This is a genomic window from Actinotalea sp. JY-7885 (assembly GCF_014525465.1).
In the GTDB taxonomy this organism is placed as follows: domain Bacteria; phylum Actinomycetota; class Actinomycetes; order Actinomycetales; family Cellulomonadaceae; genus Actinotalea.
In genome coordinates this window covers 1-15,878 of sequence record NZ_JACEXH010000076.1, presented here as the reverse complement: position 1 = coordinate 15,878, position 15,878 = coordinate 1, and the positions used below count along the sequence as shown (strand labels likewise).

10 protein-coding genes are annotated in these 15,878 nt (G+C 74.5%); 1 reads left to right on the top strand and 9 read right to left on the bottom strand.

What is annotated here, in order from left to right:
* From IDM29_RS08865 to IDM29_RS08855, 3 genes are all read right to left on the bottom strand, one after another.
* Nucleotides 1–2,379 (bottom strand): bifunctional diguanylate cyclase/phosphodiesterase (locus tag IDM29_RS08865; RefSeq protein ID WP_188037431.1); only part of this gene is annotated, 2,379 nt, incomplete at its 3' end.
* A gap of 87 nt (nucleotides 2,380–2,466) precedes the next feature.
* Nucleotides 2,467–3,306, bottom strand: a complete 840-nt coding sequence (locus IDM29_RS08860; protein ID WP_182114250.1) for a VOC family protein — start codon at nucleotides 3,304–3,306, stop codon at nucleotides 2,467–2,469.
* Nucleotides 3,307–3,492: 186 nt separating this feature from the next.
* Nucleotides 3,493–5,337, bottom strand: coding sequence for a bifunctional diguanylate cyclase/phosphodiesterase (locus tag IDM29_RS08855; protein ID WP_182111799.1), 1,845 nt, complete (start codon nucleotides 5,335–5,337; stop codon nucleotides 3,493–3,495).
* A 211-nt stretch (nucleotides 5,338–5,548) separates the two neighbouring features.
* Here IDM29_RS08855 and IDM29_RS08850 point away from each other — a divergent pair, with 211 nt between their 5' ends.
* Nucleotides 5,549–6,562: an ATP-binding protein gene (locus tag IDM29_RS08850; RefSeq protein ID WP_182111800.1), complete on the top strand. Its 1,014-nt coding sequence runs from the start codon at nucleotides 5,549–5,551 to the stop codon at nucleotides 6,560–6,562.
* A gap of 51 nt (nucleotides 6,563–6,613) precedes the next feature.
* Here IDM29_RS08850 and narI read toward each other — a convergent pair whose 3' ends face one another.
* The 6 genes from narI to IDM29_RS08820 all read right to left on the bottom strand — a co-directional run bounded on the left by narI (nucleotide 6,614) and on the right by IDM29_RS08820 (nucleotide 15,719).
* On the bottom strand, nucleotides 6,614–7,372 hold the full coding sequence (gene narI / locus IDM29_RS08845; protein ID WP_182111801.1) for a respiratory nitrate reductase subunit gamma: 759 nt from the start codon (nucleotides 7,370–7,372) through the stop codon (nucleotides 6,614–6,616).
* Nucleotides 7,369–8,043, bottom strand: coding sequence for a nitrate reductase molybdenum cofactor assembly chaperone (gene narJ / locus IDM29_RS08840; protein ID WP_182111802.1), 675 nt, complete (start codon nucleotides 8,041–8,043; stop codon nucleotides 7,369–7,371). Before narJ ends, narI begins: the two co-directional genes overlap by 4 nt.
* The gene (gene narH / locus IDM29_RS08835) at nucleotides 8,040–9,839 is read right to left on the bottom strand and encodes a nitrate reductase subunit beta (protein WP_188037430.1); all 1,800 of its coding nucleotides are present in this window, start codon (nucleotides 9,837–9,839) and stop codon (nucleotides 8,040–8,042) included. The genes narJ and narH overlap by 4 nt, the downstream gene beginning before the upstream one ends.
* Before the next feature lies 1 nt (nucleotide 9,840).
* Entirely contained in the window at nucleotides 9,841–13,641 is a 3,801-nt protein-coding gene (locus tag IDM29_RS08830; protein ID WP_309232702.1) for a nitrate reductase subunit alpha, read from the bottom strand.
* A 73-nt stretch (nucleotides 13,642–13,714) separates the two neighbouring features.
* Complete coding sequence (locus tag IDM29_RS08825) at nucleotides 13,715–14,911, bottom strand: nitrate/nitrite transporter (protein WP_188037429.1); 1,197 nt, start codon at nucleotides 14,909–14,911, stop codon at nucleotides 13,715–13,717.
* 124 nt (nucleotides 14,912–15,035) lie between these two features.
* Nucleotides 15,036–15,719 (bottom strand): metalloregulator ArsR/SmtB family transcription factor, encoded by a 684-nt coding sequence (locus IDM29_RS08820; protein ID WP_182111805.1) that lies wholly within the window; start codon nucleotides 15,717–15,719, stop codon nucleotides 15,036–15,038.
* Nucleotides 15,720–15,878 lie beyond the last annotated feature (159 nt).

Below are 15,878 nucleotides of genomic sequence, written 5' to 3'. Positions count from 1 at the left end.
CGCGCGGCGCGTCCGCGCCGGCGCGGGCACCTCGGCGCGGTCGAGCTCGGCGCGGTCGAGCTCGGCACGGAAGGTCGGCCCCGGCCGGCCCAGCAGGTACCCCTGGACGAGCCCGCAGCCGGCCTCGCGCAGGACGGCGAGCTGCGCCTCCTCCTCCACGCCCTCGGCGACCACCTCGAGCCCCAGCTCGGCCGCGAGCGAGAGGACCGCCCGCACGACGGCGAGCGAGGCCCGGTCGGTGTGCAGGCGCGCGACGAAGCTCCGGTCGATCTTGATCTGGTCGACGGGCAGCGTGTGGAGCCAGGCCAGCGTCGAGTAGCCGGTGCCGAAGTCGTCCAGCGCGATGCGCACCCCGAGGGCGCGGAGCCGGCTCATCGCGTCGAGCACGCCCGGCAGGTCGCGCAGGGACGCGCTCTCGACGATCTCGAGGTTGAGCCGCGACGCGTCGATGCCGTGCCGGTCCAGGGAGGCGCGCACCGCCGGCACCAGCCGGTCGTCGATGAGCGTGGTGCACGACAGGTTCACGGCGAGGCGCATCATCGACCCCTCGTCCGCGAGGGCCGCGCACGCCGCGTCCACGGCCCACAGGTCCAGCTCGGTGATCAGCCCGCTCTCCTCGGCCAGCGGCAGGAACGAGGCGGGCGCGAGCAGCCCGAGCCGCGGGTGCGCCCAGCGCAGCAGCGCCTCGGCACCGCGCACGTCGCACCCGCTGGCCTGCACGCCGACGAGCGGCTGGAAGAACAGCCGCAGCTGCCCGGCGTCGACCGCGGCGGCCAGCTCGGCCTCGAGGGAGGGCACGACCAGCCCGCGCTCCGGGTCGTCGGCCACCGCGACCTGGTTGCGGCCCCGCTGCTTGGCGTCGTACATCGCCTGGTCGGCGGCCGCGAGCATGCGGTCGCCGCGCCCGTCGGGGCCCACGTGCGCGCAGATGCCGACGCTCGTGGTGACGCGGACGTCGCGGCCGTCGAGGCGGAAGGGCTCCTCGAGCGCGGCGACGATCCGGCCCGCGACGACCTGCGCCTCCTCCCGGGTCCCGACCAGCGCGACGGCGAACTCGTCACCGCTGAGCCGTGCGACGACGTCGCCGCCACGGACCTGGCCGCGCAGGCGCTGCGCGACCTGGCGCAGCAGCTCGTCCCCCGCGGCGTGCCCCAGCTCGTCGTTGACGCGCTTGAACGCGTCGAGGTCGCAGAACAGCACGCACGTGCCCACGCCCGCGGCGGCCTGGCGCAGCGTCAGGTCCAGCGACCGCGCGAAGAGCACGCGGTTGGGCAGGCCGGTGAGGGCGTCGTGCAGCGACTGGTGCCGGACGGTCGCGAGCAGGCGCGTGTTCTGCAGCGCCGTCGCCGCCTGGTCCGAGGCCCCGAGCACACGGACCTTCGCCTCCTCGAGCTCGACCGATCGCGCCGCGCCCTCCCAGCCCACCAGCACGATGCCCATGAGGGCCTCGCCCGCGAGCAGGGGTGCGGCCAGCATGCCGGTCAGCCCCATGCGGGTCATGAGGTCGGCCAGGACCGGGCTGGCGGCGTCCGACGTCAGGACGACCGGCTCGCGCCGCTGCGCGAGCGGTGCGAGCTCGGGGAGGGCCGCGAAGCGCATCCGCACGCCGCGGAGCCAGGCGCGCCGGTCGTCGCCGAGCCCCGCGATCGCGACGGGCACGAGCGCCTCGGCGCCGGGCTCCGGCAGGAGCACCGCGGCGGTCGTGCTGCCGACGATGCCCGGCAGCGCGTCGGCCGTCACCTGCGCCACGGCGTTGGCGTCCGCCGCCACCGCGAGGTCGTGCGCGAGGCGCAGGAGCGCCGTGGCGCGCGTGGCCTCCGTCCGGTTCCGCTCGACGGCGAGCAGCAGGTCCAGCGCGGCGGCGGCGTGCTGGGCGCACGCCTCCAGCAGGTACCGGCCCTGCGCGGCGGCGGCGGGCTCGGGGTAGAACGCGACCAGGCGGCCGTGCCGGCGCCGGGCGGAGGCGACGTCGACCACGACGGCGTCGGGACCCAGGGGCTCCCCCCGCCGGACCCGCCCGGCCAGCTGCTCGGCCTCGGTGCGTCCCAGGCCGTGCGCACGGAACGCCGAGCCGCCGTCGGGCGTCGCCACGAGCAGGAGCGCGGCGGACGTCAGGCCGGCGGACGCCGCCCGCTCGATGACGCGCTCCAGGACCGTGGGGACGTCGTCGCTGCCCACCAGGTCGGACGCCGCGCGGCGCAGCTCGTCCAGCTGGACGCGCAGCGCCGCGATCTCGACCTCGAGCTCGGCCTCGCGGTCGCGACGGCCGCGCGGGAGCAGGTTCCGACGCACGCCGTCGACGGCCTCCGTCACGGCGCCACGCCCCCGCAGCGCAAGGGCCACGGTGGTGCCCGCGTCGCGGGTCAGATCAGATCCCATGTCGACCGCACCATCGGCCGGACCCGTGCGCCATCAAGCGTCGGGCGGCCCCGACCTCAGCCGCTGGGCCGTCCGGGGGACGGCCGCTCAGGCGGCGGACGCCCCCGCGACCCGGACCCGCACGAGGTTGGCCCACGGGTCGTCGACCGCGAGCGAGGCACCCTCGTCGCGCACGGCGAGACCGCGCCGGCGCAGCCGCTCGGCGAGCAGGCCGACGTCGTCGGGCGTGGGCAGGTCGATGGTGACCTCCCCGAGCCCGAGCGTGACCGGCCGCCGGGCCGCGCCCGCGCTGCGCCACGTGTTCATGGCCATGTGGTGGTGGTAGCCGCCGGCCGAGACGAAGAGCGCGGTCGGCATCTCGAACGTCGCCTCGAACCCGAGCGTGTCGACGTAGAACGCCCGCGCGGTTGCGATGTCGCCGACCTGGAGGTGCACGTGCCCGACGACGGCGCCGGAGGCCTCGGGGCGTGCCTCCGCCTCGGGCGTGAGGTGCCGCCGGATGAAGCCGGTGGCGTCGAGCGGCAGGCTCGCCATCTCGACCTGGCCGTCGCGCCAGCTCCACGCCTCGCGCGGGCGGTCGACGTACAGCTCGACGCCGTTGCCCTCGGGGTCGGTCAGGTAGAACGCCTGGCTCACGAGGTGGTCCGCGCTGCCCGTGTAGGTGCCGGCGCCGCGACGCGCGACCGTGGCCAGCGCTCCCGCGAGCGCGGTCGGGGACTCGAAGAGCAGGGCGGTGTGGAACAGGCCCGCGTGCCCGGGCGACGCCGCCGCGAGCCGGGGCCCGTGCCGCAGGACGACGAGCGGGACGCCCGCGCGGCCCAGGGTCACGGTGTCACCGACGGCCGAGAGCACCTCGAGCGTGAGCACGTCGCGGTAGTAGGACGTCATGGCGTCGAGGTCGGCGACGTGCAGCGCCACCGGGCCCATCGCGGTGTCGCCGGCGAGGAGCTCGTCGGCGGGTCGGGCCCGGGTGGCGGGCGCGGGGCCGGGTGCGGGGTCGGGTGCGATGGTCACTGGGGTCCTCCGGGGCTTCGCGGCAACAGTTGTTGATGCAACTATACGCCCGGCGCGCGTGTTCCCGGCCCCACCGGCCCGACCGACCGACCGACCGACTCAGGCGACGGCGGTGCGGACGCGCTGGTCGAGCACCGGCGAGGGGCGGCCCAGGAGGTAGCCCTGCACCATCGAGCAGCCCAGGTCCTGGAGCATCGTCAGCTGCGCCGGCTCCTCGACCCCCTCCGCGATGACCTCGATCCCCAGCTCGCGAGCGAGCGCCATCACCCCGCGCACCACCGCGACGGACGCACCGTCGAAGGGCAGCTGCTTGGTGAAGCTGCGGTCGATCTTGATCTGGTCGATGGGCAGCGACTGGAGCCACGTCAGCGTCGAGTAGCCGGTGCCGAAGTCGTCCAGGGAGATCCGCACGCCCAGGCGCCGCAGCTCCACGAGCTGCGCCGTGACACCCGGCATGTCGGCGAGCGACCGGGTCTCCACCAGCTCCAGGTGCAGCTGGTCGGCGGTGACGCCGTGCTCGGTCAGGGCCGCGCGCACCGCCGGCAGCAGCCGCGGATCCAGGAGCGTGCGGCTCGCGAGGTTCACCGCGACGCGCATCGGCTCGCCGCCCGGGGCCGTGGTCCAGCCGGCGAGCGCCGCGCAGGCCGCGTCGATCGCCCACAGGTCCAGGCTGCTCACCAGGCCGCTCTCCTCGGCCAGCGGCAGGAACGCCCCGGGACCGAGCAGGCCCAGGCGGGGGTGGGCCCAGCGCAGCAGCGCCTCACCGCCGACGACGCCCCGCGGGTCGCCCCCGACGTGCAGCACGGGCTGGAAGTAGAGCCGCAGCTGCCCGCGGTCGATCGCGTGCGACAGCTCGGACTCGAGCGAGGGCACGACGGAGCCCGCCGCGACCTCCCCGAAGAGCGCGACCTGGTCCCGGCCGTGCTCCTTGGCCTTGGACATCGCCGCGTCCGCCGCCGCCAGCAGGCGCTCGCCGCGGCCGTCCGGGCCGGTGTGGACCGCGACGCCGACGCTGACGGTGACCCGCACCTCGCGTCCGTCGATGCGGAAGGGCTGGTCCAGCGCGTCCACCACGCGGCTGGCCACGGCCAGCGCAGCGTGCTCGTCGGCGTCGTGCAGGCGCACGGCGAACTCGTCGCCGCTGAGGCGCCCGACGACGTCGATGGGCCGCAGCTCCGCGCGCAGGCGGGCCGCGACCTGACGCAGCAGCTCGTCCCCCGCCGCGTGGCCCAGGGCGTCGTTGACGGTGCGGAACCGGTCCAGGTCGCAGAAGAGCACCGCGGTGCCCGTGCCGGGGACGACGTCGCGCAGGGCGTCGTCGAGCTCGCGCGTGAACAGGGCCCGGTTCGGCAGCCCGGTGAGGCCGTCGTAGCGGGCGTGGTGCTGCACCGCGGCCAGGAGCCGGGTCGTGTGGAGCGCGATGGAGCCGACGTCGGCGACGCCGCGGATCCGCGCGAGCGTCCGGGACGCGTCGCCCGACGGCCGCGCGCCGCGCCAGCCCGCCGTGACCACGCCCAGGAGCGTCTCCCCCGCGACCAGCGGCGCGACGACGACGGAGCGCAGGTCCAGCGACTCGAGCAGCGCGCCGAGCGGCGCGCTCGCGGCGTGGGAGTCGACGACGAGCACCCGGCGGTGGGTCAGCAGCTCGACCATCTCGGGGAACACCTCGGCCCGGACGTCGGTCGAGCGCAGCAGGGCCTCCTGGCGGTCGGACACGCCGTGGCTCGCGACCGCGCGCAGCGCTCCCGCGGCGGGGTCCCACAGCATCACGGCCGACGTGTCGCTCCCGACGACGCGCGGCATCGCGGTGCTCAGCACCCGGCTCACCGCCCCGGGCTCCGTCGCCCCGGCGAGGTCCCGCGCCAGGGCGAGGAGACCGTCCAGGGCCGGGTCAGGCTCCGGCTCGTCGGTCACGGGGTCGGGGATCTCACGTGGCTCCTGCATCTCGCGGAACTCATCGGCCGGACGCCGCCCGGGTGTAGCGGTCCGGGACCACGAGTGCGCGCCGCGCGGCGCTGGACGGGGGCCGCACCGTGGCTGCGGGCCACGACGCACACCGGCGACTCGCGTCATAGTCCGGTTCGTCACCCCTCTCACGGTGTGTCCTGATGATGTCGCCGCCCCGGGCGGCATCTGGAGGCACCTGGAGGCACCGATGAGCCACCCCGCGCCCGGCTCCCGCTCCCGCGACGTCGCGGGCGGCGGGACCGCCGGGCCGCGCCTGGTCACCCTGCCCGCGGCCCCCGCCTCGGTGCCCCTCGCGCGCCGGCTCGTCTCGCGCGCGCTCGCGGAGCTCGACGAGGACCTGCGCGACCGCGCCGAGGCGTGCATCTCCGAGCTCGTGACCAACGCCGTCCTGCACGCCCGCACCGAGGTCCACGTCGGCGTCGAGACCTCGCCGGACGTGGTGCGGCTCGAGGTCCGTGACCGCTCGACGGGCATGCCCCGCCGCCTGGTGCACACGGTGCGCTCGGCCACCGGCCGCGGCATGGAGATGGTCGGCCTGCTCGCCCGGTCCTGGGGGGTCGAGCTGCTCGACGACGGGTCGAAGGCCGTGTGGTGCGAGCTCGACGCGGCCACCGGCGGCCCCGTGGGCGACGCGCTGGACCCCGACACGATCCTGGCGGCGTGGCCGGACGGCGACGAGCTGCTGCTCGGCCCCGGCCGCGCGGAGGCCGTGCCGGTCGTGCACGGACAGGCCGTGGGCGACCCCGCGGACGGCGGCGAGCGCCCCGCCGTCGTGCTGGTCGGCTACCCGGTCCGCCTCGGGATCCGTGGGCGCGAGCACTCCAGCGGTGTGCTGCGTGAGTGCGCGCTGCTGACCCAGGGCGTGGAGGGCGCCGCGCCGCAGGGGCTGCTGGCCCTCGCGCAGCGCATGGCGGCGGGCCACGGCGGGGACATCGCCACCGTCGAGGCGCAGCGCACCACCGCCCTGCTCCGGGGCGACGACACCATCGACCTGCGTCTCCCGTCCTCGTCGGCCAGCACGGAGATGCTCCAGGCCTGGCAGGACGCGATGGACCAGCTCGACGCCTACGCGCAGACGGCTGCGCTGCTCAGCCTGGCGACGCCGCCGCGCCTCGTGGAGCTGCGCCGGTGGATGACCCGCGAGATGACGCGACAGGCGGACGGCCTGCCCCCGCGACCGTGGTCCGGTCCGCTCGACTGACCGCGCACCACCGGACCGGCGCCGACGGGAGCCCGCCCGGGCGCGCCGGGCTCAGCGCCGCCCGGACGGCTCCCGGCCCGGCACCTCGTCCCACCCGCGCGGCGCGGGGCGTGTGCCACGGCGGTCGGGCCGTGAGCGGTACACGACGTAGGGCCGCCAGAGGTAGCCGACCGGCGCGCTGAAGACGTGGACGAGCCGCGTGAAGGGCCACAGCGCGAACAGGAGCATCGCGCTCATGCCGTGCAGCTGGAACCCGACCGGCGCGTCCGCCATCAGCTCGGGGTGCAGGTCGAACCGGAAGATCCCCCGGAACCACACGGAGACGCCGTCGCGGTAGTCGTAGTCCCCGCCGAGGTTGAGGACCGAGCCCGCGACCGTGTTCCACAGGCCGAGGACGATGACCACGGCCAGCACCAGGTACATCACCTTGTCCATGGGCGTGGTGGCGCTGAACACGGGACCGACCGTCCGGCGGCGGTAGATCAGCAGCGCCATCCCGACGACGGTGCACAGCCCCGCGACCCCGCCGATGCCCACGGCCATGGCGTGGTACGCCGCTTCGCCGAGGCCCACGGCCTGCGTCCAGGACTTCGGGATCCCGAGCCCCATGACGTGGCCGAGGAAGACGGCGAGGATCCCGACGTGGAAGAGCGGGCTCGCCCAGCGCAGCAGCCGGCTCTCGTAGAGCTGGGACGAGCGCGTGGTCCACCCGAACTTGTCGTACCGGTAGCGCCACACGTGCCCGAGGACGAACACCGCGAGGCACAGGTACGGGATCACGACCCACAGGACGATGTCGGTGGAGGTCATCGGCGTGCTCCCGGCGTGGGCAGTTGAACGGGTCCGTACGCGTCCAGCCCGACCTCCTCGTCGGGCGGCCCCTGCGCGGCGAGCCGCTCGACGGCCTCGTGCTCGTCGCCCCCGAGCGCCGGGAGCGTCGCGCAGACGGCGACGAGCGCGCCCGCCCACGGCGAGCCGACGTCGAGCAGCGCGAGCCGCAGCAGCTCCAGCCCCGCCCGGTGCGCGAGCAGCAGCCGCAGCCCTTCCTCCTGCGCCGCCGGGTGCGGGGACGAGGAGAGCTCGAGGACCACGCACAGGTGGTCGGGCAGCTCGTCGTCGACGACCTCGAAGCCCGCGCGGCGGCAGGCCTGCTTGAACTCGACCAGGGCGACGCCGCGCTTGCGCGTGTCGCCGTAGGAGAAGTACGTCAGGTAGGGCGAGCACCGCCGCTTGAGGTCGAACGTCGCGACGTACTGCGCCTGGAGGTCGCCGAGGTCGCGCGCGGCCAGGTGCTCCAGGAGCGGCTCGAACGGGGCGCGCAGGCGGGGCGCCAGCTCCGTCGTCGCGCCGGCGAGGGTCGGGACCAGCCCGACGAGCTCCGCCGTCGGGTACTCGAGCGTCAGGGCCGCGAGGCGGTGCACGAGCGCCGTCTCCCGGCTCGCGACCCGGCGGGCGGTCGCGGCGCGCTGGCCCCGGTTCATCGTGGCGCCGTCCCCGAGCCGGTGGGGCCGGAGTCCGAGCCACCCGAGGGCAGCGGCCGGACCTGCGCCGCGTCGGTCGGCACGTCCGGCTCACGCAGGTCCGCGCGCGAGGCGCCGTCCGGCACCCCGCCGCCCTGCTCGTCGCTGCGCGGCGGGAACAGGCCCGGCGGTGCGCTCTTGCCGTCCCAGTTGAGCAGGTTGACCTTGGCGCCGCGCGACGCGGGGTCGGCGACGGTGTCCGACGTCTGGCGGGCCTTGAGCATGTGGAAGTTCTCGACGGCGACCGGGTCGGAGAACCCCGGCCCCGAGCCCTCGCCGAAGGGACCGGACCCACCCATGCCCGGACCGCCGTCGTAGTCCAGGCTGCACTCGGTCGCGAGCTCCTCGAGGCCGTGGGCCTGCTCCGCGTGCGCGCTCGGGATCACGTACCGCTCGTCGTACTTCGCGAGGGCGAGCAGGCGGTACATCTCGTACATGCTCTGCTCGTCCATGCCGACGGCAGCCGGGATCCGCGGGTCGCCCTCGCGGCCCATGCTCAGGTCCCGCATGTACGAGCGCATCGCCGCGAGCCGCTTGAGCACGCCGACGACCGGAACGGTGTCGCCCGCCGTGAACAGCTCGGCGAGGTACTCGGCGGGGATGCGCAGCGTGTCGATCGCCGCGAAGAGGTTGTGCGGGTCCTCGGCGTCCTCGCCGGTCTCCGCGACGACGTCGACCACCGGCGAGAGCGGCGGGATGTACCAGACCATCGGCATGGTGCGGTACTCCGGGTGCAGCGGCAGCGCCACCTCGTAGTCGTGGATGAGCCGCCAGACCGGCGAGCGCTGGGCGGCCTCGACCCAGTCGTGCGGGATGCCCGCCCTCTCGGCCTCGCGCTGCACGTGGGGGTCGTGCGGGTCCAGCAGCACGCTGCGCTGCGCGGCGAGCAGCGCGTGCTCGTCGGGCTCGCTCGCCGCCTCGAGCACGCGGTCGGCGTCGTACAGGACCAGGCCGATGTAGCGCAGCCGCCCGACGCACGTCTCCGAGCAGACGGTGGGCAGGCCGACCTCGACCCGCGGGAAGCAGAACGTGCACTTCTCGGCCTTGCCCGTGCGGTGGTTGAAGTAGACCTTCTTGTACGGGCAGCCGGTGATGCACTTGCGCCAGCCGCGGCACGCGTCCTGGTCGACCAGGACGATGCCGTCCTCCTCGCGCTTGTAGATCGCGCCCGAGGGGCACGACGCCGCGCACGAGGGGTTGAGGCAGTGCTCGCAGATGCGCGGCAGGTAGAACATGAACGTCTGCTCGAACTCGAGCTTGACCTTGTCCGAGATCTTCGCCAGGACGGGGTCCGCCGTCATGAGGTCCGCGGAGCCGCCGAGGTCGTCGTCCCAGTTGGCGCTCCACGAGACGGCGAGGTTCTTGCCGCTGATCAGCGACACCGGCCGCGCGACCGGCGTGTGCTCTTGGACCGGCGCGGTCGTGAGCTTCTCGTAGTCGTAGGTCCAGGGCTCGTAGTAGTCGCCGATCGAGGGCATCCGGGGGCTCGAGAAGATGGTGCTGAGGTTCCTCAGGCGCCCGCCGGCCTTGAGCTGGAGGCGGCCGCGCCGGTTCAGGGTCCAGCCGCCCCGCCACCTCTCCTGGTCCTCGTAGGTGCGCGGGTAGCCGCGCCCCGGACGCGTCTCGACGTTGTTGAACCAGACGTACTCCGTGCCCGTGCGGTTCGTCCACGCCTGCTTGCAGGTCACCGAGCACGTGTGGCACCCGATGCACTTGTCGAGGTTCATGACCATCGCCATCTGAGCCATGACGCGCATGTCAGTACTCCACCTCCTGGCTCCGTCGCCGGATGACAGTGACCTCGTCGCGCTGGTTGCCCGTCGGGCCGAGGTAGTTGAACGCGTAGGACAGCTGCGCGTAGCCGCCGATGAGGTGGCTCGGCTTGACCAGCAGGCGCGTGAGCGAGTTGTGGATGCCGCCGCGCCGTCCCGTCGTCTGCGAGAGCGGGACGTCGATGAGGCGGTCCTGGGCGTGGTGCATGAAGACCGTGCCCTCGGGCATGCGGTGGGACACCACCGCGCGCGCGACGACGACGCCGTTGCGGTTCACCGCCTCGACCCAGTCGTTGTCGGCGATGCCCACCTTGACCGCGTCGCGGTCGCTCATCCAGATCATCGGGCCGCCGCGCGACAGGGAGAGCATGAACAGGTTGTCCTGGTACTCCGAGTGGATGGACCACTTGTTGTGCGGGGTCAGGTAGCGCACCGTGACCCCCACGCTGCCCGGTCCGCCCGTCGCCGCCGCGTCGCCCACCTCCCCCAGGGGCGGCTCGCCGAAGAGCGCCTGCATGTTCAGGGGCGGCCGGAAGACCGGCAGGCCCTCGCCGATCTCCGTGATCCAGTCGTGGTCCAGGTAGAACTGCTGGCGGCCCGTGAGGGTGTGCCACGGCTTGAGCCGCTCGACGTTGACGGTGAACGGCGAGTAGCGCCGCCCGCCGTGCTCGGTGCCCGACCACTCGGGGGACGTGATCACCGTCGTCGGCGCCGCCTGGGTGTCCGTGAAGGTGACCTGCTTGCCCTCGTGCTCGGCGGCCAGGTCGGCCATGCGCGTCCCGGTCCGCTTCTCCAGCGTGTGGAACCCCTGCACCGCGAGGCGTCCGTTGGTGGTGCCGGACAGCGCGAGGATCGCCTCGCAGGCGTGCACGTCGCGCGTGAGCAGCGGGCGCCCGTCGGCGACGCCGCCCGACGTGCGGCCCGCCACGCCGTTCTTGCTCGCGAGGTACTCGACCTCCGGGCCGACGTCGAACGTCACGCCCTTGGTCGAGAGCCCGAGCGTCTCCGCGAGCGGGCCCAGGGTCGCGAGCTTCGTCGCGACCGCGGCGTAGTCGCGCTCGACGACGACGAGCTTCGGCATCGTGCGCCCCGGGACGGGCTCGCACGTGCCGTCCTTCCAGTCCTGCACGCGCCCGTGCGGGTTCGCCATCTCGTCCGGTGTGTCGTGCATGAGCGGCACGGCCACCACGTCCCGGCGCACCCCGAGGTGCGTGGCCGCGAGCGCGCTGAAGCGCCGGGCCAGGGTGTGGAAGATCTCGAAGTCCGTCCGGGTCTGCCACGGCGGTGCGATCGCGGGCGTGAACGAGTTCACGAACGGGTGCATGTCCGTGCTGCTCAGGTCGTGCTTCTCGTACCAGGTCGCGGCCGGCAGCACGACGTCGGAGTAGACGGTCGTGCTCGTCATGCGGAAGTCGAACGTCAGCAGCAGGTCGAGCTTCCCCGTCGGCGCCTCGTCGCGCCAGACGACGTCGCGGGGCCGGGCACCGGGCGGCGCCTCCTGCGCGCGCAGGTTCGACGCCGCACCGAGCAGGTGGTGCAGGAAGTACTCGTCCCCCTTGCCGGACGAGCCGAGGAGGTTCGCCCGCCACACGGTCAGCACGCGCGGGAGGTTCTCCCGCGCGTCGGGGTCCTCCGCGGCGAAGCGCAGGCGGCCCGCCTTCAGCTCGGCCGGCACGTGCTCGGTCACCGGGATCCCGGCCGCGTCGGCCTCGTCCGCCAGGTCCAGCGGGTTGCGGTCGAACGTCGGGTACGACGGCATCCAGCCCATGCGGGCCGACTGCGCGATCACGTCGGCGGTGGTCTTGCCGGCCAGGCTCCCCGCGGCCTCACGTCCGGGCCCCGGCCGGGCCGAGGTCAGCGTGTCGGCGCCGAAGGCGTCGTAGCGGAACTGGTCGGTGTGCAGGTACCAGTAGGCCGTCTGGACCATGGTGCGCGGCGGCCTGGCCCAGTCCATCGCCATGCCGTAGGTCGTGAAGCCCGTGATCGGGCGGACCTTCTCCTGGCCCACGTAGTGGGCCCAGCCGCCCCCGTTGACGCCCTGGCAGCCCGTGAGCGTCGTGAGCGCGAGGAACGAGCGGTAGATGGTGTCCGAGTGGAACCAGTGGTTGGTGCCGGCGCCCATGAGGATCATCGAGCGCCCGCGCGACTCCTCGGCGTTGGCCGCGAACTCGCGCCCGATCCGCTCCGCCTTGGCCGCCGGGACGCCCGTGAACTGCTCCTGCCACGCGGGCGTGCAGGGCTGGGAGGCGTCGTCGTACCCGGTGGGCCAGGCGCCGGGCAGCCCGGGCCGGCCCACGCCGTACTGCGCGAGCAGGAGGTCGAAGACCGTCGTGACCAGGTGGCCGCCGACCCGCCGCACCGGCACGCCGCGGCGGGCGCTGGACGCGGCGCCGTCGAGCGTGTCGAAGCGGGGCAGGTCGACCTCGACGGCCGTCGGGTCCCCGGTCGCGGTGCGCCGGGACGGCGCGATGTCGAGCAGGCTCAGGGCCGGCTCGACGTCGCCGAGGTCCAGGTTCCACCGCCCCTCGCCCGCCGGGCCGTAGTGGTCCCCGAGCGTGCCGTTCGGGACGGCGGGCGCGCCCGTCCGGGAGTCGAGCAGGACGGTCTTGAAGTGGGCGTTCTCGGTCTCCGCCTCGGCGCCCGGCAGGTCGGCGGCGGTGAGGAACTTGCCCGGCACGTACGCGCCGTCCGCGTCCTCGTCGAGCCGCACGAGGAACGGCAGGTCGGTGTACCGCGTGACGTAGTCGGCGAAGTACGGGGTCCGGCGCTCGACGAAGAACTCGCGCAGCGTCACGTGGCCCATCGCCATCGCGAGCGCGCCGTCGGTCCCCGGCTGCACGGCGAGCCACTCGTCGGCGAACTTGACGTTGTCGGCGTAGTCGGGCGAGACGGCGACGACCTTCTGGCCGCGGTAGCGCGCCTCGGCCATCCAGTGCGCGTCCGGCGTGCGCGTGACCGGCAGGTTCGAGCCCCACATGATGAGGTACCCGGCGTTCCACCAGTCCCCCGACTCCGGCACGTCGGTCTGGTCGCCGAACACCTGGGGCGAGGCCACCGGCAGGTCCGCGTACCAGTCGTAGAACGAGAGCATCGGGGCGCCGAGGAGCGCGTGGTACCTGGCGCCCGCGCCGTGGGAGACCATCGACATCGCGGGGATCGGCGAGAAGCCGGCGACGCGGTCCGGGCCGTAGCGGCGGATCGTGTGGACCTGCGCCGCGGCCGCGATCTCGATCGCCTCGTCCCAGGAGGCGCGCACGAGGCCGCCCTGCCCGCGCACGGACTTGTAGTGGGCGGCCCGGATGGGGTCCTCGACGATGTGCGCCCACGCCTCGACGGGGTCGCCGCCGACCGCGATCTTCGCGTCGCGGAACATCTCGAGCAGCACGCCGCGCACGTACGGGTAGCGGATCCGCGTCGGCGAGTACGTGTACCAGCTGAAGGCCGCACCGCGGGGGCAGCCGCGGGGCTCGTACTCGGGGCTGTCCGGCCCCACCGAGGGGTAGTCGGTCTGCTGCGACTCCCACGTGATGATCCCGTCCTTGACGTAGACCTTCCACGAGCACGAGCCGGTGCAGTTGACGCCGTGGGTCGAGCGGACGACCTTGTCGTGGCTCCACCGGTCCCGGTAGAACGCGTCGGCGTCGCGGCCGCCCTCCTTGTGGATGGTCCGCAGGTCGTCGGAGACCTCGCCGCGCCGCAGGTACCTGCCCAGCCGCAGGACGACGTCGGAGGCGGGGCCGTCCAGGCCCGGCCCCGAGCCCGGAGCGGCCTGCGGGGCGTCGTGGATGGTCACGGTGCGTGTCCTCTCGAGAGGTCCGGGTGGTCGTCGCTCCGGGGCCGCCGGCCCCGCGACGCGGGGCTCACGTCCGTGCGGTCGCGCCCTGCCGGGCGTTGCGGGCGACGGGCCCGCGGGTGAACGCGGCCGTGGCGAGGCAGACCACGGCGAGCAGGTAGAGCCCGGGGCTGTAGTCGTCCAGGGCGTCGTAGAACGCGCCCATGACCAGCGGCGGGACGAAGCCGCCCAGCCCGCCCGCCGCGCCGACCAGGCCGGTGACGGCGCCCACCTTCTCGGCCGGTGCGAGCCGTGCGACCAGCGCGAACACCGCCCCCGAGGCCGCGCCGAGGAGCGCCGCGAGCCCCAGGAAGGCGATGGTCCCCAGGGGCATGAGCGCGAGCTCGAGGCCGGCCAGGGCGGCGAGCAGCGCCGAGCCGGTGAAGCACACGACCAGCACGAGGACGGGGTCGACCCGGTCGGACAGCCAGCCGCCCACCGGACGCATGGCGACCGCGAGCACGACGAAGCCGGCGGTCCGCAGGGAGGCGTCCTCGGCCCGCAGGCCGTAGGCGTTGGTGAGGTAGGTCGGCAGGTAGACCGAGAAGGCGACGAAGCCCCCGAAGCCGAGCGCGTAGAGCACCGACAGCTGGCCGGTCGCCGGGATCTTGGCCGTCGCCCACGTCCGCGCGAGGAAGGACCCGGTCGCGACGGCGCGGTCCGGCGCGTCCCGCACGAACGCCGCCGCCACGGCCGCGTAGACCACGAGCACGCCCGCGACCAGGAGGAACGGCGCCTCGCGTCCGAACGCGTCGGACAGGCGCACCGTGGTGAACGCCGAGATCGCCGTCCCGCCCATGCCGATGCCGAAGATCCCCAGCGCCGTCCCGCGCCGCGCCGGGGGGTACCAGGCGTTGACGAGGGGCACACCGATCGCGAAGGCCGTGCCGCCCAGACCGAGGAAGAACCCGCCGACGAGCATCGCCACGTAGGACTCGGCGACGAGCCCGATGAACAGGACGGGCAGGACCGTCAGGAGGCTGACGACGGGGAACATGAGACGCGCGCCGAGCCGGTCGGTCAGCGCACCGACGGGGATCCGGCCGAGCGAGCCGACGACGACGGGCACCGCGACCAGCACGGACTGCTGGAAGGCGGTCAGGTCGAGCTGCTCGCGGTAGGCCGCGCCGAGCGGGCTGATCAGCGCCCAGGCCCAGAAGTTCAGCATGAAGCCGGCGAGCGCGAGCGCCAGGTTGCGGGTGGCCAGACCCTGCTGTGCTGCCATCGCACCATCCCCCGTCGCGCTACCACAGGCGTCATCACGGGGGGATGGCCCGAACGTAGCACCGCGAGCCCGGTCGGCGCCGCCCGAGCGACCCGGCGCGGCGGACGGTCGGCGGTCCGGGCTGTCAGGCCCCGGTGAGGTGGAGCACGCAGTGCTGGGGGCCGACGAACGGCTCGAGCCGCTCCGCCTCGAGCGGGCCCTCGACCTGCGCGAGCACGCCGCGCGCCAGCCCCAGGTGCACCGCGCAGATGACCTCGGCCCGCGCGCACGCCAGGTCGTACACGGGGCACCGGGTCAGGTGCAGGCGCGCGTTCTCGGCGTCGACCTCGGGCTGGAAGCCCAGCTCCGCGAAGTGCCGCTCGAGCGCGTCGAGCTGGCGGGCAGCAGCCGGCGCGGCGCCGGGCGGGTCGGACGGTGTGTCGTCGGCGGCCGCGGTGGCCGCGAGCTCGGCGCCCCACGTGCGTCCGGACTCCTCCGCGGCACCCGGCTCGACGGGCCGCCCGTAGCCCTCCAGGAGGACCTGCAGCAGGTGCTCGCGGGCGCGCGGGTCCATGTCCTCGGCGGCCGCGCGGGCGAGCGGCCGGTACAGCATGCGGGGCCGCCCCCGCGTCAGGCGCACCTCGGACTCGCGACTGACGAAGCCCGTGGCGATCAGCCGGTCCAGGTGCTCGCGCGTCGTGTTCACGTGCAGGTCGACGGCCTGGGCGATCTCATCGACCGTCAGCGGCCGGTCGTGCTCCTGGAGCAGGTGCAGGATCCGCACCCGGCTCTCCGAGGCCAGGGTCCGGTGCGCGCTCAGACTGGTCACGTCGCCCAGTGTCACGGCTGCCCCGACCCCGACCCCGGGACCTTCCGACCACCCCGGGCCGGATCCCACCGTCCACCGCCCGGTTCGGGTGGGTACGGTGAGGTGATGACGACCCCGAGCACCGCGACGGCGCCGCCCGGGCGCGCCGCCGTCGCGACG

Coding starts and splice junctions, on each gene's coding strand:
- IDM29_RS08860 (WP_182114250.1), bottom strand. CDS start 3,306: ATGGGCCCGGTGGCGCTGCACGTCGCCGACCTCGACGCCATGACGTCC.
- IDM29_RS08855 (WP_182111799.1), bottom strand. CDS start 5,337: ATGCAGGAGCCACGTGAGATCCCCGACCCCGTGACCGACGAGCCGGAG.
- IDM29_RS08850 (WP_182111800.1), top strand. CDS start 5,549: ATGAGCCACCCCGCGCCCGGCTCCCGCTCCCGCGACGTCGCGGGCGGC.
- narI (WP_182111801.1), bottom strand. CDS start 7,372: ATGACCTCCACCGACATCGTCCTGTGGGTCGTGATCCCGTACCTGTGC.
- narJ (WP_182111802.1), bottom strand. CDS start 8,043: ATGAACCGGGGCCAGCGCGCCGCGACCGCCCGCCGGGTCGCGAGCCGG.
- narH (WP_188037430.1), bottom strand. CDS start 9,839: ATGCGCGTCATGGCTCAGATGGCGATGGTCATGAACCTCGACAAGTGC.
- IDM29_RS08825 (WP_188037429.1), bottom strand. CDS start 14,911: ATGGCAGCACAGCAGGGTCTGGCCACCCGCAACCTGGCGCTCGCGCTC.